Source organism: Arcobacter ellisii, assembly GCF_003544915.1.
GTDB lineage: Bacteria > Campylobacterota > Campylobacteria > Campylobacterales > Arcobacteraceae > Aliarcobacter > Aliarcobacter ellisii.
In genome coordinates this window covers 211,631-236,401 of sequence record NZ_CP032097.1, presented here as the reverse complement: position 1 = coordinate 236,401, position 24,771 = coordinate 211,631, and the positions used below count along the sequence as shown (strand labels likewise).

The following is a 24,771-nucleotide window of genomic DNA, read 5'->3' as shown; positions in this document are numbered from 1 at the left end:
GGTTTTTAGAAGAAATTTTGAAAAATTTCAAAATTTCTCTAAATTCATTAAAATTGAATCAATCCATCAACCGGTGAACTTGCTGTCGCATAAGGCTTTTTAGGGATTCTTCCCGCTTTATACCCAAGTCTTCCAGCAATAACTGCATATTTCATTGCTTCTGCCATTTGAATTGGATTTTGTGCACATGCAATTGCAGTGTTAGTTAAAACAGCTTCAGCACCTAATTCCATAGCAATTGTTGCATCACTAGCACATCCAACACCTGCATCTACAATTACTGGAACTTTTACAGCTTCTCTAATAAATGCAATATTATATTTATTTTGAATTCCAAGTCCTGAACCAATTGGTGCAGCTAATGGCATAATAGCATCAGCTCCTGCATCTTCTAATCTTTTTGCAATAATCGGATCATCACTTGTATAAGCCATGATTGTAAAACCATCTTTTTTTAAAATTTCACAAGCTTTGATTGTTTCAATTACATCTGGATACAGAGTTTTTTGTGCATCACCAATAACTTCAAGTTTAATAATATCTATTCCTGTTGCTTCTCTCATTAATCTAAAAGTTGTTATTGCTTCTTCAGCTGTAAAACACCCCGCACTATTTGGTAATAATTTTACATTTGTATCTTTAAAATAATCTAGTAAATTCTCTTCATTTGGATTAGTTATATTTACTCTTCTAATAGCAACTGTTATTAACTCAGAACCTGAAGCTAATGTTGCATCTTTAGTTGTTTGAAAATCTTTATATTTACCACTTCCAACGATTAATCTACTATTAAATTCATATTTACCTATTTTTAAAATATCACTCATATTGTATTATCTCCTATAAATTTTAAATATTCTTCACTTGCATTTGCAATATCGAGTTGAATAATTTCAGGCAAATCATAACTATGTAATTCTAATATTTTGCTTTTAATTTTCTCAAAATTATCTTTTCTTGTTTTTATATTTAAAAGTGTTTCATTATCACAACAGAATTCTTCTTTCCAATTATAAAACGATTCTATTTCACTCAACTGCACACAAGCTGCAAGTTTTTCTTCTATTAAAACCTTTGCTATATTTTTAGCCTCTTCTTTAGACGAACAAGTTGTTTGAACGATTATTGCTTTCATAATTTTCTAATCTCTTCAACTAAATCAGAAGGTATTAAAGAGTAATTATTTTTTTTGTAATTTCTAGCACCCATAGCATGTGCTAAACTTGCACTTATTGCTGCTTCAAGTGGTTTATACCCTTGAGCTAAAAGAGAACCAATAAGACCACTTAAAACGTCTCCACTTCCACCTTTACTCAAAACTGCACTTCCAAAACTATTTACATATATTTTTTCATTTTGAGCAATAATTACATTTGCCCCTTTTAATAGTAAAACCACATTTGGATATTTTTTACAAAACTTTTCAACATATAAAAATCTATTATTTTGTAACTCTTGTACAGATATATCAGCTATTTCACAAAGTTTCAATAATGAAACAAACTCTTTTGGATGGGGTGTTAAAACTATTTCTTGGTCTAAAACTTCACAAATTAAATCATCATAAAACAAATCAGCATCAACTATTTTTGCTACTTTTTTATTTAAAATTTTTCTTATTTCATCTGTTTCATATTTTCCTAAACCCATACCAATAGCAATTGCTGTACAATTTTCACTTATAAAATGAGTTTGCATAATATGATAAGGTAAATCAAGGTTTTCATGACAAACAACACTAACAAGTCCGGCACCAAATCCAAAAGCTGCTTTTGCTGCAATTATTCCCGCACCTTTTTTACAACCTGCAACTACATTTAAGTGCCCGTATGAACCTTTATGAGAATTTTTTTTGTTTCTAAAAGGAAGTTTCATGTCACTTTCATCTAATAAAAATTTATTAGTTTGTGTCTCATAAATCTCTCTTTGAACACCAAGATTTGATACGATTATTTCACCAACATAATCTTTTGAAAAATCACTAAAAAGTGAAGTTTTTAAAGCTCCCATAGTAATAGTAACATCTGCTTCAAAAGTAGAACTACTTATTTGTCCAAAATGATTAATTCCACTTGGAATATCGCAAGCTATGTTAAAAGAGTTATAAGAGTTTAAAGTATCAATAAGAGTTAAATACTTTTCATCTAAAGGTTTATTTAATCCTGTTCCAAACAAACAATCTACTAAAATATCTGCTTCAAATGGTTCATCTACTTCTTTAATATTTAAAGTTTTAACTCTTTTGTATTGAAGTTTTGCCATAGGAGATTTTGGTGCACTTGCAAGATATAAACTAACATCAAATTTTTTATATAAAAGTCTTGCAAGTGCTAAACCATCAGCGCCATTATTTCCACTTCCACAAACAATAAGTACAGATTTATTTTCTTCAAAAATATCTTCGATATATGAACAAATACTAGAAGCTGCATGCTCCATCAAAATATCTTCATTTAAGAAAAACTCTTCATAACATCTTTTATCTAAAGAATTTACTTCATCAAATATTTTTTGCATAACAGCTCCTTTAATGATTTAGTTTTTAAATTTCCAATTCTCTTTTGTTAATATCTCTTTGATTTTATCTTTAAAATCACCCTGAATTTCAAGCCATTCATTATTTATCGCTCCACCACAAGCTAGTTTTTTCTTTAGAAGTTTTAAAACCTCTTTTTTTTCACTCTCTTCAATATAAAATCTTCCAACTAAAGTTACAGGTTTTCCATTTCTTTTTTCAAAGGTAAAAACTAATTGATGTTGATTTTTAGGAATAATTTCATTTGAAGATTTTTTTGGATTTTTTTTATCCTCTTTTTGTGTTTCAAATTTATCACCTTCAAGTTTTGAACCTAAACCTTTTGATAACATATCTGCTAAACTCATCAAAACTCCTTTATTCTTGTTTGTATATCAATCTCTTCTATACTTATAAAATCTTTTAATTTATATTGTTCAACTGCAACTCGTCCAATCATTGCCGCATTATCACTACAATATTTTAATTCACTAAGATATAAACCCATATTGTGTTTTTTACAAAGTTCATCTATTTGGGCTCTTAAATAGATATTTGCACTCGCCCCTCCAACAATTGCAAAATTCTTTGGAACTTTTTGTTTAAACTGTTTTTTTAGTTTTTGTATAATATGGTCAACTGCTGTTTTTTGAAAACTTGCACAAATATCATATTTATCTTGTTCAGTAATTCCTTCTTGGCTATTTTCAAGTTTTTCAATATGAAGTCTAACAGCATTTTTAAGTCCACTATAACTAAACTCGATTTTTGGACTTTGACTAAGTGGAATTGGTAACTCAAATCTATTAACATCACCTTTTAAAGAGTACTCTTGAACAACTGGACCACCAGGATAACCTAAGTGCAACATTTTTGAAACTTTATCAAAACTCTCACCAAAACTATCATCAATAGTTGTTGCTATTACTTTCATATCAGTTAAACTATTTGCTTCAATAATTTGTGTATGTCCACCTGAAACCAATAAAATAGTCATAGGTAAAACTTCCTCTTTTTCAATAAAAAGAGAATAGATATGACCTTTTAGATGATTAACTGCAATTAATGGAAGATTTAAACTTATGCTTAAAGCTTTTGCCATAGTTACACCTTCCATTAGTGTTACACTAAGTCCTGGTGCATTTGTTACTGCAATTGCTTTTAAAAATGGAAAATACTCTTTGCACTCTTCAAGTATTTTAGGCAAAGCTTCAACATGAAGCCTAGCAGCAAGTTCTGGAACAACTCCACCATAAAGACTATGTTGAAGTTCCTGAGATATTTTTTTATGATAAATTAGTTTATTTGTTTTTATTTCTGTGATAGCAATTGAGCTATCATCACAAGAACTTTCAATACTTAAAATCATTCTTGCTCTTTATTAATTTCACATTCATCAACTCTTTTTATCCAATCTAAGGCACAATCAAGTTTTCCAAATCCTGAAGCTGCATTTATATGTCCAGCATTTTCCATGATTTTCATACCAATATTTAGTTTAGATTGAAGTTCAATCGCTTCTTCTAAACTCATATACGGGTCATTTGTTGAAGCTGCCATTATAATTTCTCGTGCTTTTAAATCTTTTGCTATTGGATAAGGAAAAAATGTTTTTGCCTCTTCTAAAACTTGATTTCTAACAGGTGCAACAAGCATTAATTTATCAAGTTTTATATCAAGTTCATCACAAGTATGAAACCATAAAATATTTGCTAAAGAGTGACAAACTACAATATTTGGTCTGAAATGTTCTACCTCTTTTTTTAAAAACTCTTTCCACTCTTGCAATTTTGGATTATCTCGACTTGGAAAGGCTGGAAATGAAACTATATAATTCTCTTTTATTAAGTCACTTGCAAGTTGTGATTGCCAATGTGGAAAATCACTTCCTCCAAGTCCATGAAGTATTAATACTCTTTTACTCAAATTCTATCCTTTAATAATCTCTTACACATCTAACATATTTCTTTTTAATACGATTGTCATAATATGGTGTGCCACTTATAAAATGCATATAATCAGCATAATACCAAAGTGTTCTCCAATGAGCTTTTTGGGCCCAATAACCATCTGGAACGTTATACTTAAATGCTTTATTTATATATGTTTTTTTATTATTTTTATCAACTATTAACTCATACTCTTCAACTTTTGGTAAACGCCAATCATTAAATCCTAAATGAGTTATCTCTTTACAATATGTTGAAGCATTTTCATGATTTTTTGAAGTTTTTATAACTGAAATATTATCAAGCCACATTAGTTTTGCAACATCATCAATAACCACTTCTTTTTGACCATCTCGATAAATTTTTGCATCAAGAAATGAAAAAATCATCAAAATTATAAATAGATATTTCATTATCTATCCTTTATATTTAGTTATCTCAAATTTCCCTCTATTTAATTGTGACTCCACATTTTCATCTAAAAATTCAATTGTTATTTTATAATCCGTTTTAAAAACTAAACCGACTAATTTTTTATGTGAAGTTTTACTTTCTTCTATTGTACTATGTTTTTTCCACTCTTCAAATTTTTTCTCATACAAATTTGTAATATTTTTCTCAAAATTATTTCTTGAATAAATTAAATAAATAACTAAAATAAGTAAAATTCCAAAAGGTATTAGTAAATCATAACTCACAATATTTTCTCACTTCTTTATCTATTTGAAAAATTTCATCTATTGATGATGCTTTTACATTATTAAATTTATTTATTGCATCCATTGTGATTTTTGAAATATCTAAGAAGCCAATTTCACTATTTAAAAACTTTGAAACTGCAACTTCATTTGCAGCATTTAAAACAACTCCCAAATCAAGATTGTTTAAAATTTCATCTTTGATTTCCCAAATTGGGTATCTTGAAGTTTCTATTTTTCTAAATTCTAGATTTGCTACTTCAACTAAATCAACAGGTTTTAAAATCTCTTCATCAACTTTTTCCAAAATAGCATATGAAATTGGAAGTTGCATTGAAGCATTTGCAATATGTGCTGTTGTACTTCCATCTACAAAATTTATAAAAGCATGAATTAGTGATTTTGTTTCAATTATTGCATCTAATTTTTTTGTATCAAAAAGCCATGCTGCTTCAACTAATTCAAAAAGTTTATTTGTCATTGTTGCACTATCAATAGTAATTTTATTTCCCATTGACCAATTTGGATGAGCAAGTGCCTCTTTTATAGAGACATTTGAAAGTTTTTCCAAAGGATAATCTCTAAAAGAACCTCCACTTGCAGTTATCATCATAGAATCAATTTTTTTATCTTGAAGTAAATACCAAAGTCCAAAATGTTCACTATCAATTGGACGTAAATTTTTTTGGTCTATAAACTTTCCTGCAACAACAAGTGATTCTTTATTTGCTAATGCAATCTTTTTGCCACATTCTATTGCTTTTAATGTTGGTTTTAGTCCCAAAAATCCTACAAGAGCATTTACTACTGTTTTAGAGGTACTATTTTCTATTGCTTCTAAAATTGCAGCTTCTCCAAAAGATACATTATCATGTAAAACCAATTTTATATCTTCAGCTCTATCTATAACAACTTTTTTAGGTTTAAACTCTTGTATTTGTTGATTTAATAAATCAATATTTCTTCCTGCAACTAAAACCTCAACATTTAAGTTAAACTTTCGTGCAATGTTTAAAGTATTTACACCAATAGAACCTGTACTTCCAAGAAGTATCAAATTAAAATCCTTAAAACAACAAGCATTGCAATTGAACCAAATAAATAACCATCTGTTCTATCTAATATTCCACCATGTCCTGGTAAGATTGAACCACTATCTTTTACTCCAGCTTCTCTTTTTAGATAGCTTTCAAATAAATCACCAAATACAGAGGCAAAAGATACAATTATTGAAACTAAAACTGCCCCGATAAAATTAATCTCATTTATAGAAGATAAACTTCCTAAAACAACAGCAAAAACAACTCCACCAATTACACCTTCAATAGTTTTATTTGGACTTGTTTCACAAAACTTTGTTTTTCCAAAAGTTCGACCTACAAAATAAGCCCCAATATCAGTACTTGCAACAATTACTAATAACCATAAAAGAGTCATTACTCCATATTCACTATAAAGTGTTAATAAGAATAAAAACGAAGCTGTTGGATATAAAAGAGGTAAAAATAATTTTTGATTTAATGTTCTTTTATAAGCTAATTGAGATGCATAACCAATAGCTACAACAAATATTAAATCAATTGGCATTGGGTAAAAAAATGCTGCAAACCATAATAGTGCAGTATAAACATAAATACTATCACTTTTTAAACTATATAATCTTTTTGATTCAGAAATTGAAATCATTAACATAATTCCAAAAACAAGCCAAAATAAGAAATATGAATCAATATAGCCAAGTATCAACATAGCTAAAATTAAAACAACACCAGTTTTTATACGAGTTGAACTCTCGTTTATTATCTCAGACATTTATCAAACCTTAAATTTAAAAGTTTTCTATTATACAAAATTTTGGCTTTTGGTTGGTTTTTTTTATTATTTTTGATTGTTGTTAGTATAAATAAGAAACACCCTATCTTACTAGATAGGATGTTAATGTAATATAGATATTAGAATAATCCTGCAATTTGACTTGCAATTTGTTTTTCTAAAATTGGTGTAGCTTCTTGTAATGTTAAATTCATTTTTGTTGCTTCTGCAAATAACATCGTTTTATGTTCTATATAATCTGTTTCATATTGTTGAGCAGTTGCATTTGCCATATTTGAATTTAATTTTCCAGAGGCATCAGTATTTTTGATATTTCCTCCAAAACTATTCATAAATCCAGCTTTACTCGAATCACTTACACTTGATTGTCCATTTGCTGTCGCACTTGAAGTATAAACTTTTCCTGAAGCTTTTTCTCTAATCATTATATCAACTTGCATTTGATAAATAGTGTCTTCTGTTGCTTTTGCTATTAATCCACCAACAAGTGCAGCTCCTAAACCAACACCAATTGTTTTTCCAGCTCCTCCACCATTATAAGCTGCAATTCCTGCACCTGCAGCACCAGCTCCTAAAGCTCCACCAACTGCATTATTTTCTTGTTTTTTATCACAATATAATACATTCATCATCAAAACGTATGTTGCTTGTTCTGGGTCATCAACAACTGTATAACCTTTTGTTTGTAATTCATTTAATATACTATTTTCAAGATTTATTTTTTGTCCACTTGTATTTTTACTTGATACAAATATTAATCTTTTACTTTTTGCTACAGGATTAATAAACACACTTTGTGTCATTTTCGCATTTGTTTGTAATTCAGTTGTTGCACAACCTGAAAAAAACAGAGTTGCCACAGCTATACTTAATCCAAATGTTTTAATTTTATTCATCTATTCTCCCTTTTATTAATTAATAAAGTAAATTATATTATCAAAAAGACTCTTATTTGACTCTTTTTTTAATTAAATCAGAAAAATTATTAAATTTTAACAACCGTTGTCGTATATGGATTATATAAAACATTTGCACCCGATTGAATTTTTACATTTCTTCTTTGTGTAAAATCAACTTCATAAACTCCTGAATAATCAACAGAAAATTTTGCGCATAAAGTTGCTGCTTTATTTATAACAGAATCAGGTAACTCTTTTTTTGTATTTTGAACAATTACATGACATGAAGGTCTATCTTTTAAATGAAACCAAAAATCACTTGCTTTTGAGTTTTCTAAAAGATATATATTTTCCCTTTCACTTGTTCCTAACATTATCTTAAATCCTTCAAAAAAGAAACTTTCACACTGTTGAGATTTTTTTGTTTTTGTTTGATTTTTCTCTTTTTTTGGATATAAAAATTCACAATCTTCTAAAGAATTAGCATTTTTTATATTTTGAATTAATCTTAATAAAAACTCTAGTTTTTCAGTTAAATTATCTTTTTCTAAAGAGATATTTGAAGCTTTTTGTTTTGCTCTTTTTGCTTTTTTAAACAAATCATTTGAATATTTTGAAGCACTTGCTTTTCCTTCTAAATCAATTTCTATTTCATTGCCTTCATAATTGTAAACCTTAAAACTTTTTTGATATGGTTTCAAATTATGTAAATTTGATAAAATCAAGTTTGCTTTTTCATATAAACTATTTGACTCAAGTTCAAGTTCCTCTTTTTTAGGCAAAGAATCAATTGTCATTTTTAGTTTTTTTGCTTTTTTTTCAATCAAAGAAATTTTTTGTTTTTTTAAATTTTCAAGATTTTCTTGTTCTCTTTTTTCATAAATTTCATACAAATACTCTTCAATGTTTGGAATAATCTCAATTTTTGGAACAAAACTTTGTTTTGGTATCTCATCTAATTTATGCCCTACTTTTACAACTCTACTTGATGAAAATTCATCAACATGCCGTAATGCTTCTATAACTATTCTATTTTCATCTAAAATAATAACATTTGTATGTTTACCTGTAAACTCTAATTGTAAAATTGTTGTTAATTTTTTATAAGAAGATGAAGAATTAACTTTTATATTTAAAATTTTATCATCATTATATAGTTCAATATTTTCAATTTTTGAATTACTAAATCTCTTTTGTAAACTCACATCAAAAGGGGCATTAAAATCTTTTTTTGAAGATAAAATTTTTTTATGTTTAAAAATTGTTGCATTTCCTTTAGATATATCAAAATATAAAATATTCTTATTATTAAATTCAGTTATAATTAAATTGTTGTCTATTCTTCTAATAGACTTGATTATTTGGGCATTTTCTTTTAAGTAGTTTACTATTTCTTTCAGTAAAAAATATTTCATTTTAATTCACTTTTTTTTATAATTTATAAGATTTGTTTTATCTACATTAGGTATAATTGTAGCTAATTTTTCATTAGGGAGTATAATATGAAATTATTAAAATTAGTTATTGCTAGTACATTAGCTCTAAGTGTGGCATCTACGTCTTTATCTGCTGATGCAGTAAAAGGTCAAAAATTTTTTAGTAAATTACTAAAAGAACCTTGTGGTATGACAGGAGCAAAATTTGCTGCAAAACATACTCAAGAAGAATGGAAACAAATAAAAGAGTCTGGAAAATTTGAAGAAGAAATTATTAAAATTTGTCCAAATGTAAAAGCTGGTGATGTTAAAGAATCTGCAATTGAACATATATTTGATTTTTCAGTTGAATTTGCAAGTGATTCTGGAAACGTTCCATCTTGCTAAAAGTTATAAGTTAAAAGATACTTATTTTAAAGGGTGAATTTTATTCACCCTTTTTTAATGCTTTATAAAGATTTTATAAAGCTATAATAAAGGATTAATATGAAAAAAAATTTGATTAGATTATCAGTAGTCGCTGCGCTAACTACTTCTTCTTTTGCAAGTGATATAAACAAAGAAATGCTTAACCAAATTCAAGCTTTAAAAGCACAAATTGAAGCTTTAGAAAAAAAAGTTGCAGAACAAGATGTAAAACAACAAGCACAAACATCTGCTGTTACAACAGTTGATGAAAAAAGAATTGAAAAAATTGAAAAAAAACTTGATACAGTTTCAAACACTGCAACTGCTGCAAAAATCCAAAGTGGAAATGATAATTTAAAATGGGATGTTGATTTTAGAACTCAAGTTGATAATATTCAATACAAACACGCAGATGGTTCAAAATCAGAAAACAATGCACTTTTAACAAATAGATTATGGTTAGGAATGGCTTATAAAGCTGATGATAATTCATCTTTCCATGGAAAATTATCTTACAATAAAGCATTTGGAGATACAGCAAATCATTCTCAATCAAATACAAATCCAGGGTATGCAAATTTTGATTGGGTTACAAATGAAAATGCAACAGATAATACAATAAAACTAAAAGAGGCTTATTGGTTATATACTCAAGAAAAACTTTTTGGTTCTGATATTCCATGGGCTGCTTCAGTTGGTAGACGTCCTTCAACTGATGGATTACCAATTAATATTAGAAATGACCAACAAGCAAACTCTCCATTATCTCATGTAGTTGATGTAGAATTTGATGGTTTCTCTATCAAATTTGATACAGATACATTAACAGGTCTAACTGGTTCTTGGTTAAAAATTTGTGGAGGAAGAGGGTTAACAAACGCTGTTCCTAGATTTGATATGTTTAGTCCAGCTTATTCACAAGATGACGATAAAAATGTTGATGTAGATATGTTAGGATTTATTGCTGTTCCTTACGATGATGGTCAATATTCTGTTCACATGAATTATGCAAAAGCTTGGAATTTGATTGGATTTGATGGACAATCTTTACAAAGCTTTAACACTGCATATGGGGCATATCAATCGTCTCCTTCTTCAACAACAGCCTATAACTTACAAATGGCAACACCATCATTTAAAGATGTTGGAGATATAGATTTCGCAACAATTTTATTCAAAACAGAAGGAATTGGTGATGGTATTTCTGATTATTTAGACAATACAATTGCTTTTGCATCTTTTGCAGCAAGTAAAACTAACCCAAATTCATTAGGAATGTTAGGTTCAACTGATTCTGAAACTGGAACTTCTGTTTGGTTAGGAATCAATGCACCATGTCCTATAACTCCTGATGTTGCAAAAATTGGCTTTGAATGGAATAAAGGAAGTAAATACTGGAGATCTATGACTTATGGTGAAGATACGTATGCAGGAAGTAAAATTGCAACTCGTGGTCAAGCTTGGGAAGTATATAGAAATCAACAACTTACAAAATCTCTAACTTGGGGAGTAAGTTATGTATTTATGGATTATGATTATACAGGTTCAAACTCTTTCTTTGGAGCTGATGGAACACCAATGACAATGTCACAAGCACAAGCTGCTGGTCAAAATCCTGTAGCAGAAGCACAAGACGTTAGAACTTATATAAGATATAAATTCTAAAAATAAAAGAGCTTAGTCTCTTTTATTTTACAAAATTATATTTATCAAACTTATAGATTACATTTTCTGCAAGCTCAATCATTTTTATATTTAAAGCTCTAAACTCTTTATTTTTTATTTCAATTAATAATTTATCATAAACTTGAGAATAAGGATACAAAAGAAAATATATATATTCTTTTGAACGTGATTCTTTATTCAATTCTTTAAACCATACAGCAAGTAATGAAAAATATAACATAGAAGGATTAAAAGCCTCATTCTCTTTTAAATTTTTAGATATTTCGTCATTTATAAAATTGTATCCATCTAAGACAGCCTTAATTCTATAATGTTTTCTATTTTGTAAATAATAATTTTGAGGAAAAGTAACATTTAAAATTTGTTTTAACATATCATTTCCAATGTTATTAAATTTTTCAATTACCTCTTTATCCATACCATAATCATTTACATCAACTCTATCCTTATATGATAAAATCAAATCTTTGCAAAATAACAATAAGCTTTCTGTTTTTATTTTAGATACGTTTAAAATCATGTCTAATTGTAACGAAATTTCACTAAATTAAGTCATATCTTAATAACTTTAAGTCACTTTGAGGTAAAATAGGCATAATTTAATAAATAATTAAGAAAAAAAGGAAATTATTGGAACCTATTGGTATATTAAAAGATGGTCAAATTTATGACCTTCAAACTGCAGAAGCGTTAAATATCCAAGGAGAAGAGATTAAAGCTGATGATTCAAAAGAATCTTTAGATATTTTAAGACACTCATGTGCTCACTTAATGGCTCAAGCTATCAAAGAACTTTATCCTGAAGCAAAATTCTTCGTTGGACCTGTTGTAAAAGAAGGCTTTTACTATGATTTCAAAGTAGAGAGTAAAATTTCAGATGACGATTTATCTACTATTGAAAAGAAAATGAAAGAAATTGCTGATAGAAAACTTCCTATCACAAGACATGAAACCTCAAAAGAAGAATTCTATGAAAAGTTCAAAAATGATGAATTAAAACAAGCTGTTCTTAAAAATATCAAAGATGAAACTTTAACAATCTATAAGCAAGGTGATTTTGAAGATTTATGTAGAGGTCCTCACTTACCAAATACAAGAATGATAAGAAGTTTCAAACTAACAAGAGTAGCTGGTGCTTATCTTGGTGGTGATGAAAAAAATGAAATGATTACAAGAATCTATGGGATTGCATTCTTTGATAAACAAGCTTTATTTGATTATACAAGAATGCTTGAAGAAGCTAAAAAAAGAGACCATAGAAAATTAGGAACAGAATTAGAACTATTTACATTCAATGATGATGTAGGTGCTGGTCTGCCTATGTGGTTACCAAAAGGTGCAAGATTAAGAAGTAAATTAGAACACCTACTTTATAAAGCGCACAGAATTAGAGGTTATGAACCTGTTAGAGGTCCAGAAATTTTAAAAGCTGAAATGTGGAAAATCTCTGGTCACTATGCAAACTATAAAGAAAATATGTATTTTACAACTATTGATGACCAAGAGTATGGTATTAAACCAATGAACTGTGTTGGACACATTCAAATATTTAAAAATAATCTTGTTTCATATAAAGAACTACCAAAAAAACTTTTTGAATATGGAGTTGTTCATAGACATGAAATGAGTGGTGCAATGCATGGATTATTTAGAGTTAGAGAATTCACTCAAGATGATTCACATATTTTTTGTACACAAGACCAAATAAAACAAGTTATTTTTGAAGTATTAGAGTTTGTTGATACTTTATTAAAAGCTTTTGATTTTAAATATGAAATTGAAGTTTCTACAAAACCAGAAAAAGCAATTGGTGATGATATTTTCTGGGAAAAAACAACAAAAGGTATTATGGATGCCTTAGATGAAAATAATATTTCTTATGGAATTGATGAAGGTGGTGGAGCTTTCTATGGTCCAAAAATTGATATTAAAATTCTTGATGCTATTGGTAGAAAATGGCAATGTGGTACAGTTCAAGTTGATATGAACTTACCTTCAAGATTTGAAGTTGAATATATAAATGAAAAAGGTGAAAAAGAACAACCTGTTATGATTCATAGAGCAATCTTAGGTTCTTTTGAAAGATTTATTGGAATTTTAACTGAACACTGCGCTGGAGAATTCCCATTTATCATTGCTCCAACTCAAGTAATTTTTGTACCAATTGCTGATTCTCATGTTGAATATGCAAAAGAGTTACAAAAATGCTTATTAGAAAATGATATGGATTCTGAAATTTACAACATGAATGAAAGTTTAAATAAAAGAATCAGAATGGCAGAAAAACAAAGAGTTCCAATGATAGTTGTTATTGGAGATGAAGAGGTTGCTAATAAATCTGTTGCATTAAGAAATAGAAGAACTAGAGAACAATCAAATATGAGCAAAGATGAGTTTATATCAATGCTAAATGAAATCAAAAACGGGAGCAAAATTTGAGTAAAGACAAAAGAAAAGATGATGTAATCATGAATGAAATGATTACAGCTAAAGAAGTTAGATGTACAAGTGATGAAGGAACAAACTACGGAATTATAAGCACACAAGATGCATTAAACCTTGCAGATGAAATGGGCTTAGATTTAGTATTAGTTGCTCCAGATGGTAAACCACCAGTTGCAAAAATTATGGATTATGGTAAATTTAGATACCAACAAGAAAAAAAGAAAAAAGAAGCTAAAAAAAATCAAAAAGTTATTGTTATCAAAGAGATTAAACTTTCAGTTAAAATTGCAGAAAATGACATTAATTATAAAGTAAAACATGCAAGAGAATTCTTAGAAGAAGGAAACCATGTAAAATTTAGAGTTTTTCTAAAAGGTAGAGAAATGGCTAATCCTCAATCAGGAATTGAAGTTTTAAATAAAATCTGGCCAATGCTTGAAGATATTGCAATTATGGAAAAAGAACCAAAACTTGAAGGAAGATACGTTAACTTATTAGTTCTTCCTAAAAAAGACTAAAACTCAAATATAAAGAAGAGATTTTTTCTCTTCTTCTCCCAAAAACTTTTATTTATTTAAACTTAAACTAAACAACTTTTAAGTATAATCCAAAACTTTTTCATAATTTAATGAAAATGCAAATTTATAAGGAGGATTCTTCAAATGCCAAAAATGAAAAGTGTTAGTGGCGCTTTAAAAAGATTTAAAGTGAAGAAAAACGGGTCAATCAAAAGAGGTTCTGCTTTCAGAAGCCATATCTTAACTAAAATGACTCAAAAAAGAAAAAGAAATCTACGAGGACCAAAAACTGTACATAGTACAGATGCTGGAAGAATACTTGTAGCATTATGTAAAGCGTAATTACTTAAAATATTAAGTAATTTTTTGTCCCTCCATCAATGATGGATAAGTTCAGCATATGCTGACACCTTATTAAAAATAATGGTAAAGAAAGGAAATATATATGCCTAGAGTTAAAACTGGTGTTGTAAGAAGAAGAAGACATAAAAAAGTATTAAAAGCTGCTAGAGGTTTCTTCAGTGGAAGAAGAAAACACTTTAGAAAAGCTAAAGAACAATTAGAAAGATCTTTAGTTTATGCTTTTAGAGATAGAAGACAGAAAAAAAGAGACATTAGAAAATTATGGATTATAAGAATCAATGCAGCTTGTAGATTAAATGATATTAACTACTCAAGATTCATGAACGGATTAAAATTATCTGGTTTAGAATTAGATAGAAAAATCTTAGCTGATATGGCTATGAATGATTCTGCTGCATTTGCATCATTAGTAGTTACTGCTAAAGCTGCACTAAAATAAATTTGCAACAAAACAAATAAAAAGGGATAGAAGAAATCTTCTATCCCTTTTTTTATGTCTCTAAATAAATCTAATTATTCTAATGGTTCATTTACATCAATTTTACAATCATTACCTTTGCAAGAAATATTTGCATCTAAATAATAAATCTCTGAAATATCAAATTTCTTAGCTTTTAATTTAGCCCAAGCTTCTATAGATCTACCGCCTGCTGTACAATTAAAAATAATTGTTTTTCCTTTTGGTAACTTACTAATTAACTCTTCAGCTGTTAATTTTGCTGCTTCGATATTTATTGCACCTTTTATATGACCATTTTTAAACTCATTTGGTGCAGTTACATCAACAATTTGTATAAATTCAGGTACTTTGTCCTCAAGAATCAACTTTTTAAGCCATTCCCCATCAACACTTCCTTCATCAACTCCAAGCTTCATTCCGTTTTTGCTAAATTGCTCTTTTTTCTCAGTTTTTTCTTCTTTTTTTACTTTAGCATTTGCAGTTGTTCCAAGTCCACTCTCTTTCCAAGCAGGAAGTCCACCTGCATAAACAGTAACATCTTTATAATCTAAAGAGATTAGTTTATTTGCAATAATATGAGATTTTTCACAACTAAATCCACCACAAAAAATTACAATCTTTTCATTTTTATTAATAGGAAATCTTCCAATTAATTTATCTAATTCTGTATCAGGAATTGAAATTGCTCCAGGAATTGTCTCTTGTAAAAATTTTACATAAGGTCTTGCATCTACAATAAAAGCTGAATTATTTTCTTGATAAACTTTCACAACTGAAGTATCAATTTCTAAATAACTTTTTTTAGCCCATTCAGGTTCACCAGCAGAATAAACTTTTACATTTTTATGCCCTTTATCTCTTAAAAGTTTAGCAACAGTTGGACTTTTTGTGCAGTTATATCCACCACAATAAACAATAAGCTCTTTATCCTTTGGAATATCTTTTAAAATATTATAATACTCATCAAAATTAGTATCAGGAATATTTAAACTTGAAGGAATTGTTCCTCTTTGATATTTTATTTCAGGTCTTGCATCAATCAAAATAGAACTTACAGAATTTCTATTTCCATTACCAATTGCACTTTTAACATAATTAAAATCAACCTCTTCAAGATTATATTTTTTAATTAATTCATAAACAGCTTCTGTTGGTTTATTTAAACTCTCTACTTCTTGTGAATAAACAAATCCGTTAAATAACAGAAATGAAATCAAAACACTATTTTTTAAAACTCTTTTCATTAGACTTCCTTTTAAATAATTTGAAAACTAACCTAGGCAATAAAATTATAATATAAATAACAAATGAGAATATTAAAGGATGAAAAACTCCTAAACCATAAGCTCCTGAATTTGGTAAATTAGTTATCTGTTCCAATGGATGATTTAGAAACTCTTTATAATGCATTCCTATAGTTAAAACTATAAGAATGATTAAAAAAATTGTTAACTCTTTTTTCAAAAATTAACCTTACGCTTTTCCGCTTAACATACCATATTGAGTCATTGGTTTTAATAAATAAACTTTTAATAACCACCAAATATATCTTTCTTGAGTTGGGTCAAGAGGGAATGATGGAGTTGGTTTTGCTGTCCAATCAAATTCTGCAAGCATAACTTTTCCAATATCAGTAATTAATGGACAAACTGTATATCCAGCAAATTTTGCTGTTGGTTCTTTACCTTCCATAACAGAAACTAAATTGTCAACTAAAACTTTATATTGTTTTCTAACTGTTCCACCTGTTTTTCCCATAGGAACAGCTGCAATATCACCTAATGAGAAGATATTTTTATATTTTACGTGTTGTAATGTTTCTTTATCAACTGGTACCCAACCTTTTGCTGAACCAATTGCAGATTTTCCAATTTCATCAGGAGCTTTTTGTGGAGGAGTTACATGTAAGAAATCAAATGGTACTTCTACATTTTGGTGTTTAGTTACCATTTCATACTCTTCTAAATCTTTATCATATGCACCTTTTTCTTGCCAATGTTTGTCAAATATAGCAATTTTTTTAGAAATATCTACACCAACTAAATTGTGGTTAAAATTCCATTTCATATCTCTTGCAATAAATTGTTTTTCAATTGCATCAGCATACTCTTTTACACCAAATAATTTTCCACTATCTGCATAAAAAGTTAATTCAGCATTTGCTCTAGCTTTTGCTTCATTTAATCTAGCATTTGTTAAATACATAACTTTTTTAGGTGCTCCACCACATTTTATTGCAGTATTTGGGTCTGTAAATACACCTTTTACTTTTTGTCCATCTTTAGCTTTTTGTATAAATTTTTGCATTTGTTCCCACATAGCAACAGCAGAATCTATATTATAAACAGATGTAATTCCTGTATCTCCAAATACTTTTAAAATTTTTGAAGCATCACCTGCACTATATGCATCACCTATTTCTTCAAATCCTTTAATAGCACCATAATCTAATGCTAATCCAGCTGCAACAATTAAAAAGTCATATGTCAATGTTTCACCTGATTCTAATTCAATTTTATTTGCTTCAGGATTAAAATCTACAGCTCTATCTTTTAATAAAGTTACACCTTTTGGTAAGAAATCTTTTGTATCGTAATCAACATCTTCTCTTTTATAAACACCAGAAGCGATTAAAGTAGTTCCTGGTTGATAAGCAACTGATTTTGGGTTTGGTTCAATAATTGTGATATCAGGATTTGATAAAGTATTTACTAATCTTGCTGCAGTTGAAATACCTGCTAATCCTCCACCAACAATAACAATTTTCCCAGTTGCTTCACTAGCTTTTGCTTCTGTATTAGCTTCTGCTTCACTTCCACCCATTAAAAAAGCAGCACTTCCAAGTCCTGCTAATTTAAAAGCATCCCTTCTTGAAATTCCTGCTTTTTTAATTTCTGAATCGACTAGCTCTAATGCTTCTTCAAGTTCATTTTTAGCCATTTTGTTTCCTTTTTTTATAAAAAAATATATTACTAGGATAACAAAAAAGAAATAATAAGATACTTATAAATTGCAGATTCTTATTTATAAGTATTATAAATATTACTTATATACACCAATGCATCGTTATATTCATTTTTATTATTTATATTCATAAACTCATTATTATTAGTAAAAGTTATAATTTTATGCTTATTATTTTTAATTAGATAGAATATTTTGTGAATATCTGTTTCAATCATTGTTTTAATTGTTGAATTTATATTTGAAGAAAAAACTCCACATAAATTATGAGTTTTTTCAGTTTGCGCAATACAAATATCAACATCAGCTGATTCATCAATAATTTTTTTTATTGATTCTGTTGTTACAAAAGGAGTATCAACTGTTATTATAAAAACTTTTTGATTATTTAATTTTTTAAAAATTGTATTTAATGCAAGGATAGGAGAATAAATATCTTTATTTTCATCTAAAATAAGACTTTTTTCATCAATAAAATCAAATTTATTAGTTTTAGAAGAGATATAAATATCTTTAAAATAAGGTTTTAATCTTTGGTATTGATATTTTATTATTGAATCATTATTAAGAAATGGAAGAAGAGATTTATCTTCTCCCATTCGTGAGCTTTTACCTCCACTTAAAATTACACAAGGTATTTCAAATGGAAATATATTCATTATAAACTTCTTGGGTCTGTAATATATCCAGAAATTGCAGATGCTGCTGCAACAGCACTATTTGCTAAATAGATTTTTGAACTTCTACTTCCCATTCTTCCAACAAAGTTTCTATTAGTTGTAGAAATACAAACTTCTCCATCCCCTAAAATTCCCATATAACCACCTAAACATGCTCCACATGTAGGATTTGATACAACTGCACCAGCATCAACTAAAGTATCAATGTAACCTAATTTTGTTGCTTCTCTAAGAATTTTTTGAGTTCCAGGAGTTAAGATAAGTCTTACGTGACGTGCAACTTTTTTACCTGCTAAAATTTCAGCAGCCATTTTAAAGTCACTTAATCTTCCATTTGTACATGAACCTATAAATACTTGGTCAACTCTTATATTATCACTTACAGCTTGAGAAACTGAGTGACCATTTGATGGTAAAAATGGATATGCAATTACTGGTTCTAATTTAGCAACATCTATTTCAATTACTTGACAATAGTTTGCATCTTCATCACTATAATGAATTTTTGGCTCAGCTCTTAATCCACCATTAGCAGCACTTACTTTATCTAAAAACTCTTTTGTTATTTCATCATAAGCAACAATACCATTTTTAGCACCTGCTTCAATAGCCATGTTACATAAAGAGAATCTATCATCCATTGATAAATATTGAATTGTATCACCAGTGAATTCTAAAGCTTTGTATAAAGCTCCATCAACACCTAAAATTCTAATAATTTCTAAAATTAAATCTTTACCAGTTACAAATGGTGCTGGTTTTCCTTTGAACACTACTTTGATTGATTCAGGAACTTTAAACCAGTTACCACCTGTAATCATTCCAAAAGAAATATCAGTACTTCCCATACCTGTTGAAAATGCTCCTAAAGCACCATGAGTACATGTATGTGAATCTGCACCAATAATTACATCACCTGGAATTACTAAACCTTTTTCAGGTAAAAGTGCATGTTCAATTCCCATATCTTTTTCATCAAAGAAATTCTTTAAGTTGTGTTTCATTGCAAAATCTCTTGAGATTTTTGCTTGATTTGCACTTGCTATATCTTTTGCTGGGATAAAGTGGTCTAAAACAATTGCAAAACCATCTGGATTAGCAAGTTTTTCAAAACCACCATCTTCAAAAGCTCTAATTGAAATAGGAGTTGTAATATCATTTCCAATTACCATATCAATTGGACTTCTTACGATTTCTCCTGCATAAACTTTTTTACCTACGTGTTCACTAAAAATTTTTTCTGTTATCGTTTGACCCATAAAATATTCCTGCTATTTTCTAAAATTTGTTGGATTATATCTAAATTTATTTTAAGCTACAAATCTAGTATTAAATCCCATTTTTCTTCTTTTCTTCTCTTGATTGTTTAATTTGTTTATAAATTATTATCACTACACCTAAATCAATCATTACATCTGCAAAATTAAAAATTGCAAATTCAAATCCATAATGCCAATAAAAATAATCAACTACTCCACCATAGGTAAACCTATCAAGTATATTTGATAATCCACCTGCAAAAAGTAGTGCTATTGGTAAATAATACTCTTTAAAAACCGTTTTGTTCATAAATAAATAAATAGTTGCAATTAAAACTATTACCAATTGAATATATTTTAAATAATGTTCTAAAAAAGAGAACATAGAAAATGCCACTCCATAATTATATGCCAATTTTAAAGACATATATGGACCATCAACATCCCAACCTAAATTTGCAAAACCATATTTAACAACTTGGTCTATTATAAATACAACTACAAATATAGTTGCTGCAATTTTTAACTCTTTTTTCATAATGCTTTTTTAAAAAATGATATTAAAGTTTGTATTCCATCTTCAACATCTTTTTTATTTTTACCTTCTAAAAGAAGTCTAATTTTATTTTCAGTTCCAGAGTATCTAATCAAATCTCTTAAACCTTTATCTCTTAAAGGTTTTAAAAGTTCATCTAAACCTTTAATTTCATTTAATGGTATTTTTTCACTAACTTTCATATTGTGTAAAATTTGAGGATATAATTCAAAAGGATTTAAAACTTCACTTGCTTTTTTTCCTGATTTAATAATCAAGGCTAAAACTTGTAAAGCTGATGCTAGTCCATCTCCTGTTTTTGCAACATCAGAAAAAATAATATGTCCACTTTGTTCACCACCAAAGTTTATATTTTTTTCTTTCATTACTTCTAAAACATATTTATCTCCAACATTAGATCTAAATAGTTTTATTTTGTGATTACTTAAATAATCTTCTAAAGCTTTATTTGACATAACAGTTGCAACACAACCATTACCTTCTAATAAATCTTCATTTTTTAGATAAACACAAAGTGCACCTATTAATTTATCACCATCAACTATTTCACCATTTTCATCAACAACTACTAATCTATCAGCATCTCCATCAAGTGCAAGTCCAATGTCAGCTCTATACTCTTTTACTAATTTTGCAACTGTTTCAGGATGCATTGCACCACAATTATCATTTATATTAAATCCATTTGGTTTATTATTAATTGTTATTACATCAGCACCTAACTCTTCTAAAATCGTAGGTCCAACTTTATAAGCTGCTCCATTTGCACAATCAAGAACAATTCTAAGACCTTTTAGAGTTAAATCTTTAGGAAAAGAACTTTTAATTGAAACAATATATCTTCCAATAACATCATCAATTCTTTTTGATGAACCAATTTCTTTACCTGTTACTTGTTCATTTGTCATTAACTCAACATCGCTAAATATTTTTTCTATCTCTTCTTCAGCTGCAACACTTAATTTATCACCATGATTATCAAAAAATTTAATACCATTATCTTCAAAAGGATTGTGAGATGCACTTATCATAATTCCAGCATCACATCTCATACTTTCAGTTAAATATGCAATTGCAGGTGTTGGCATTGGTCCAATTTGAATTACATCATAACCAACAGCAGTTAATCCACTTACAAGTGCATTTTCAATCATATAACCACTTCTTCTTGTATCTTTTCCTACAAGTATTTTTTTTGTTGTAGAATGTTTTCTAAAATAGATACCTGCAGCCTTTGCCAATTTTAATACTGTAATTGCATCTAGAAAATCGCCAGCTTTCCCTCTAACACCGTCAGTTCCGAATAGTTTCATTAAACCTTCCTAAAATTAAACTTTTTTTAAGTTACTTTAGGTAATATTCTACCCTTAAAATTTTTACAAAGAGGTTAAAAAAAATGGCAAATCACAAATCTTGCGAAAAAAGAGCTAGACAAACGAAAATCAAAACTGAAAGAAATAGATTCTACAAAACTAGAATTAAAAATGTAACAAAAAATGTATTAGCAGCAATTGAAGGTGCTGATAAAGAAAAAGCCGTTGAAGCTATGAAAGCAGCAAACAAATACTTACACCACTGCGTTTCTAAAGGTATTCTAAAAAAAGGTACAGCTGCAAGAAGAGTTGGTAGATTACAAGTAAAAGTTAACGCTATATAATTTGAAATAATTTAAAAAATATATATGTTAAAAAACAGACTACAACCATTTATTAATAGGCATGAAGAAATCAATAATTTATTGATGGCTCCTGATATTACAAATGATATAAAAAGAATGACTGAACTTTCAAAAGAACAGTCAAGCATCCAACCTATAGTTAATAAAGCAAAAGAGTATATAAAAGTTCTTGACGATATTGACGAAAATAAACTTATGTTAGATGATCCAGAACTTGGAGATTTAGCAAAAGAAGAACTTAAAGAATTGGAACAAAGAAAACCTATACTTGAAGATGAGATTAAGTTTTTAATGATTCCAAAAGATCCAAATGATGATAAAAACATCTATTTGGAATTAAGAGCTGGTACAGGTGGGGATGAAGCTGCGATATTTGTAGGTGACCTATTTAGAGGTTATTTAAGATATGCAGAAAACAATGGTTGGAAAGTTGAAATAATGAGCTCAAGCGAGAGTGAATCAGGTGGATACAAGGAAATTGTAATTCTAGTAAAAGGTGACCATGTTTATTCAAAATTAAAATTTGAAGGTGGTACACATAGAGTTCAAAGAGTTCCTGCAACTGAATCACAAGGAAGAGTTCATACATCGGCAATTACAGTTGCAGTTATGCCTGAAGTTGATGATGTTGAAGTTGAAATTGATCCTAATGATTTAAAAATTGATGTTATGAGAGCCAGTGGAAATGGTGGTCAATCTGTAAATACTACAGACTCGGCTGTTAGAATCACTCATATTCCATCTGGAATTGTAGTAACTAATCAAGACCAAAAATCTCAACATAAAAATAAAGATAGAGCTATGAAAGTTTTAAAAGCTAAACTTTATGAAATTGAGATGCAAAAGAAAATGGAAGCAGAAGGTGCTACAAGAAAAGAGCAAGTAGGAACTGGTGATAGAAGTGGAAGAATCAGAACTTATAATTATCCACAAAACAGAATCAGTGATCATAGAATTAACTTGACTCTTTATAGACTTGATTACATCATGAATGATGGTTTATTTGATGAAGTAATTGATCCTCTTATTGCTGATCATCAATCTAAACTCATCGAAGCTAATGGATTATAATCCATTAGCTTTTTTTATCTATGATTGAACTAAACAAAACTTATATCCACTACAAAAATAAAAAATCTTATATTCCTTTAGATTTTTGCAAAATACAAGAAAATGAAATTTGGGTAAAAGCAGTGATTTATAAACCCGAAGATAACGAAGAACTTTTCGTAAGAACTTACCAAGAATTTGAAGAAAAATTTATCAAACAACAAAACTAACTATTGTTTATAGTAACCAAAATGTAACCAACTATCATTAAACTTTCACGGTAAAAAAAATTATCGGAGATAAAAATGACTTTCAAAAAAACATCTATGGCTTTAATTGCAAGTGCTTTATTAGCAACTACTTTAAGTGCAAGAGACCAAATTAAAATTGTTGGTTCTTCTACTGTATATCCTTTTTCATCATCTGTAGCTGAAGAGTTTGGAGCAACTACAAAATTCCCTACTCCTGTTGTTGAATCAACTGGTACTGGTGGAGGTATGAAATTATTTTGTGCTGGTGTTGACTTAAATACTCCAGATATTACAAACGCATCAAGAAGAATGAAAGATAAAGAATTCAAAATGTGTGAAGAAAATGGTGTAACAGATATTACTGAAGCATTAATTGGATTTGATGGTATCGCTATTGCTCAATCTGCAAGTGTTAAATCATTCAATGTAACAAAAGAACAATTAGCTTTAGCAGTTGCTGAAGAAGTACCTTCAAAAGATGGAAAATCATTAGTTAAAAATCCATATAAAAAATGGTCTGATATTGATGCAACTTTACCAGATAGAGAAATTGTTGTTTATGGACCACCAAAATCTTCAGGAACAAGAGATTCTTTTGAAGAATTAGTAATGCAACATGTATTCGAAAAAATGCCTGTTTATACAGATTTATTTAAAGCTGATGAAAAAGCAAACAAAAAATATAAAGCTTATTCAGTTATCAGAACTGATGGTGCTTATGTAGAATCTGGTGAAAATGACAACTTAATCGTTCAAAAATTAACTAAAAATGATGCAGCTTTAGGAATCTTTGGTTACTCATTCTTAGAAGAAAATAAAGATAAAGTTGTTGGAATTACTGTTGATAATATTGCTCCAACTGCTGAAACTATTTCATCTGGAAAATATCCAGTTGCTAGATCAATGTATTTTTATATCAAAAATCAACACGCATCTGAAGTTCCTGCTTTAAAAGAGTATACAAACTTATTTATGTCTGAAAAAATGATTGGGACTGATGGTATCTTAACTGAACTTGGTCTTGTAACATTAACTGATGATGTAAGAGCAGCTGCTAGAACAAAAGTTATGAATAGTGAAAAATTAACTGCTGAGCAATTAAAACACTAAATAAAAGGGAAGA

The 24,771-nt window shown here is 28.6% G+C and carries 29 protein-coding genes; 10 read left to right on the top strand and 19 right to left on the bottom strand.

The features are described 5' to 3' along the window. Positions 1-47: 47 nt before the first annotated feature. The 12 genes from AELL_RS01260 to AELL_RS01205 form a co-directional block, all read right to left on the bottom strand. The gene (locus AELL_RS01260) at positions 48-827 is read right to left on the bottom strand and encodes a thiazole synthase (RefSeq protein WP_118916203.1); all 780 of its coding nucleotides are present in this window, start codon (positions 825-827) and stop codon (positions 48-50) included. Further along, positions 824-1,135, bottom strand: a complete 312-nt coding sequence (gene cutA / locus AELL_RS01255; protein WP_118916202.1) for a divalent-cation tolerance protein CutA — start codon at positions 1,133-1,135, stop codon at positions 824-826. Before cutA ends, AELL_RS01260 begins: the two co-directional genes overlap by 4 nt. Beyond that, positions 1,132-2,517, bottom strand: a complete 1,386-nt coding sequence (locus tag AELL_RS01250; protein WP_118916201.1) for an NAD(P)H-hydrate dehydratase — start codon at positions 2,515-2,517, stop codon at positions 1,132-1,134. The genes cutA and AELL_RS01250 overlap by 4 nt, the downstream gene beginning before the upstream one ends. 18 nt (positions 2,518-2,535) lie before the next feature. Beyond that, positions 2,536-2,883 carry an SUI1 family translation initiation factor gene (locus AELL_RS01245; protein ID WP_226805999.1) on the bottom strand — a complete coding sequence of 116 codons (348 nt, stop codon included), beginning with the start codon at positions 2,881-2,883 and terminating at the stop codon, positions 2,536-2,538. Next, positions 2,883-3,884: a tRNA (adenosine(37)-N6)-threonylcarbamoyltransferase complex transferase subunit TsaD gene (gene tsaD / locus AELL_RS01240; protein WP_118916199.1), complete on the bottom strand. Its 1,002-nt coding sequence runs from the start codon at positions 3,882-3,884 to the stop codon at positions 2,883-2,885. Before tsaD ends, AELL_RS01245 begins: the two co-directional genes overlap by 1 nt. Next, positions 3,881-4,441: an RBBP9/YdeN family alpha/beta hydrolase gene (locus AELL_RS01235; protein WP_118916198.1), complete on the bottom strand. Its 561-nt coding sequence runs from the start codon at positions 4,439-4,441 to the stop codon at positions 3,881-3,883. The genes tsaD and AELL_RS01235 overlap by 4 nt, the downstream gene beginning before the upstream one ends. A 10-nt stretch (positions 4,442-4,451) precedes the next feature. After that, entirely contained in the window at positions 4,452-4,877 is a 426-nt protein-coding gene (locus AELL_RS01230; protein WP_118916197.1) for an Lcl C-terminal domain-containing protein, read from the bottom strand. Between the two features lie 3 nt (positions 4,878-4,880). Then, positions 4,881-5,162, bottom strand: a complete 282-nt coding sequence (locus AELL_RS01225; protein WP_118916196.1) for a hypothetical protein — start codon at positions 5,160-5,162, stop codon at positions 4,881-4,883. Next, positions 5,152-6,219: a 1-deoxy-D-xylulose-5-phosphate reductoisomerase gene (dxr, locus tag AELL_RS01220; RefSeq protein WP_118916195.1), complete on the bottom strand. Its 1,068-nt coding sequence runs from the start codon at positions 6,217-6,219 to the stop codon at positions 5,152-5,154. The genes AELL_RS01225 and dxr overlap by 11 nt, the downstream gene beginning before the upstream one ends. Then, on the bottom strand, positions 6,216-6,974 hold the full coding sequence (locus tag AELL_RS01215) for a phosphatidate cytidylyltransferase (protein ID WP_118916194.1): 759 nt from the start codon (positions 6,972-6,974) through the stop codon (positions 6,216-6,218). Before AELL_RS01215 ends, dxr begins: the two co-directional genes overlap by 4 nt. 140 nt (positions 6,975-7,114) lie before the next feature. Beyond that, on the bottom strand, positions 7,115-7,891 hold the full coding sequence (locus AELL_RS01210) for a complement resistance protein TraT (protein ID WP_118916193.1): 777 nt from the start codon (positions 7,889-7,891) through the stop codon (positions 7,115-7,117). Between the two features lie 89 nt (positions 7,892-7,980). Then, the gene (locus AELL_RS01205; RefSeq protein WP_118916192.1) at positions 7,981-9,309 is read right to left on the bottom strand and encodes an NFACT RNA binding domain-containing protein; all 1,329 of its coding nucleotides are present in this window, start codon (positions 9,307-9,309) and stop codon (positions 7,981-7,983) included. A gap of 87 nt (positions 9,310-9,396) precedes the next feature. Between AELL_RS01205 and AELL_RS01200 the strand changes: the two genes are divergently transcribed. After that, positions 9,397-9,717: a cytochrome C gene (locus AELL_RS01200; protein WP_118916191.1), complete on the top strand. Its 321-nt coding sequence runs from the start codon at positions 9,397-9,399 to the stop codon at positions 9,715-9,717. A 99-nt stretch (positions 9,718-9,816) separates the two neighbouring features. After that, positions 9,817-11,403, top strand: a complete 1,587-nt coding sequence (locus AELL_RS01195) for a DUF3373 family protein (protein WP_118916190.1) — start codon at positions 9,817-9,819, stop codon at positions 11,401-11,403. Between the two features lie 22 nt (positions 11,404-11,425). Here the strand turns inward: AELL_RS01195 and AELL_RS01190 are convergent, their stop codons facing one another. After that, entirely contained in the window at positions 11,426-11,905 is a 480-nt protein-coding gene (locus tag AELL_RS01190) for a hypothetical protein (RefSeq protein ID WP_226805998.1), read from the bottom strand. A gap of 149 nt (positions 11,906-12,054) precedes the next feature. On the opposite strand from AELL_RS01190, the gene thrS reads away from it, so the two are divergent. From thrS to rplT, 4 genes are all read left to right on the top strand, one after another. Continuing rightward, positions 12,055-13,863 (top strand): threonine--tRNA ligase, encoded by a 1,809-nt coding sequence (gene thrS / locus AELL_RS01185; protein ID WP_118916188.1) that lies wholly within the window; start codon positions 12,055-12,057, stop codon positions 13,861-13,863. A 29-nt stretch (positions 13,864-13,892) separates the two neighbouring features. Beyond that, positions 13,893-14,387 carry a translation initiation factor IF-3 gene (infC, locus tag AELL_RS01180; protein ID WP_206731994.1) on the top strand — a complete coding sequence of 165 codons (495 nt, stop codon included), beginning with the start codon at positions 13,893-13,895 and terminating at the stop codon, positions 14,385-14,387. A 144-nt stretch (positions 14,388-14,531) separates the two neighbouring features. Then, a complete protein-coding gene (rpmI, locus tag AELL_RS01175) occupies positions 14,532-14,729 on the top strand; it encodes a 50S ribosomal protein L35 (RefSeq protein ID WP_118916186.1) in 198 nt (65 codons plus the stop codon). A 103-nt stretch (positions 14,730-14,832) separates the two neighbouring features. Then, on the top strand, positions 14,833-15,189 hold the full coding sequence (gene rplT, locus AELL_RS01170) for a 50S ribosomal protein L20 (RefSeq protein WP_014472981.1): 357 nt from the start codon (positions 14,833-14,835) through the stop codon (positions 15,187-15,189). A 74-nt stretch (positions 15,190-15,263) separates the two neighbouring features. Here rplT and AELL_RS01165 read toward each other — a convergent pair whose 3' ends face one another. From AELL_RS01165 to glmM, 6 genes are all read right to left on the bottom strand, one after another. Beyond that, positions 15,264-16,454 carry a rhodanese-like domain-containing protein gene (locus AELL_RS01165; protein WP_118916185.1) on the bottom strand — a complete coding sequence of 397 codons (1,191 nt, stop codon included), beginning with the start codon at positions 16,452-16,454 and terminating at the stop codon, positions 15,264-15,266. 229 nt (positions 16,455-16,683) lie between these two features. Then, on the bottom strand, positions 16,684-18,150 hold the full coding sequence (locus AELL_RS01155) for an NAD(P)/FAD-dependent oxidoreductase (protein WP_118916183.1): 1,467 nt from the start codon (positions 18,148-18,150) through the stop codon (positions 16,684-16,686). 80 nt (positions 18,151-18,230) lie between these two features. Beyond that, positions 18,231-18,833 carry a molybdenum cofactor guanylyltransferase MobA gene (gene mobA / locus AELL_RS01150; protein WP_118916182.1) on the bottom strand — a complete coding sequence of 201 codons (603 nt, stop codon included), beginning with the start codon at positions 18,831-18,833 and terminating at the stop codon, positions 18,231-18,233. Then, positions 18,833-20,113: a 3-isopropylmalate dehydratase large subunit gene (locus AELL_RS01145; protein ID WP_118916181.1), complete on the bottom strand. Its 1,281-nt coding sequence runs from the start codon at positions 20,111-20,113 to the stop codon at positions 18,833-18,835. Before AELL_RS01145 ends, mobA begins: the two co-directional genes overlap by 1 nt. A 70-nt stretch (positions 20,114-20,183) precedes the next feature. Then, entirely contained in the window at positions 20,184-20,651 is a 468-nt protein-coding gene (gene lspA, locus AELL_RS01140) for a signal peptidase II (protein WP_118916180.1), read from the bottom strand. After that, positions 20,648-21,982, bottom strand: a complete 1,335-nt coding sequence (gene glmM, locus AELL_RS01135; protein ID WP_118916179.1) for a phosphoglucosamine mutase — start codon at positions 21,980-21,982, stop codon at positions 20,648-20,650. Before glmM ends, lspA begins: the two co-directional genes overlap by 4 nt. 83 nt (positions 21,983-22,065) lie before the next feature. On the opposite strand from glmM, the gene rpsT reads away from it, so the two are divergent. The 4 genes from rpsT to AELL_RS01115 all read left to right on the top strand — a co-directional run bounded on the left by rpsT (position 22,066) and on the right by AELL_RS01115 (position 24,758). Next, positions 22,066-22,326 (top strand): 30S ribosomal protein S20, encoded by a 261-nt coding sequence (gene rpsT / locus AELL_RS01130; RefSeq protein WP_118916178.1) that lies wholly within the window; start codon positions 22,066-22,068, stop codon positions 22,324-22,326. Positions 22,327-22,350: 24 nt separating this feature from the next. Next, positions 22,351-23,418, top strand: coding sequence for a peptide chain release factor 1 (gene prfA / locus AELL_RS01125; RefSeq protein ID WP_118916177.1), 1,068 nt, complete (start codon positions 22,351-22,353; stop codon positions 23,416-23,418). Between the two features lie 20 nt (positions 23,419-23,438). After that, positions 23,439-23,627 carry a DUF1653 domain-containing protein gene (locus tag AELL_RS01120; protein WP_118916176.1) on the top strand — a complete coding sequence of 63 codons (189 nt, stop codon included), beginning with the start codon at positions 23,439-23,441 and terminating at the stop codon, positions 23,625-23,627. A gap of 75 nt (positions 23,628-23,702) precedes the next feature. Beyond that, the gene (locus AELL_RS01115; protein ID WP_118916175.1) at positions 23,703-24,758 is read left to right on the top strand and encodes a substrate-binding domain-containing protein; all 1,056 of its coding nucleotides are present in this window, start codon (positions 23,703-23,705) and stop codon (positions 24,756-24,758) included. The last annotated feature ends 13 nt before the right edge of the window (positions 24,759-24,771 follow it).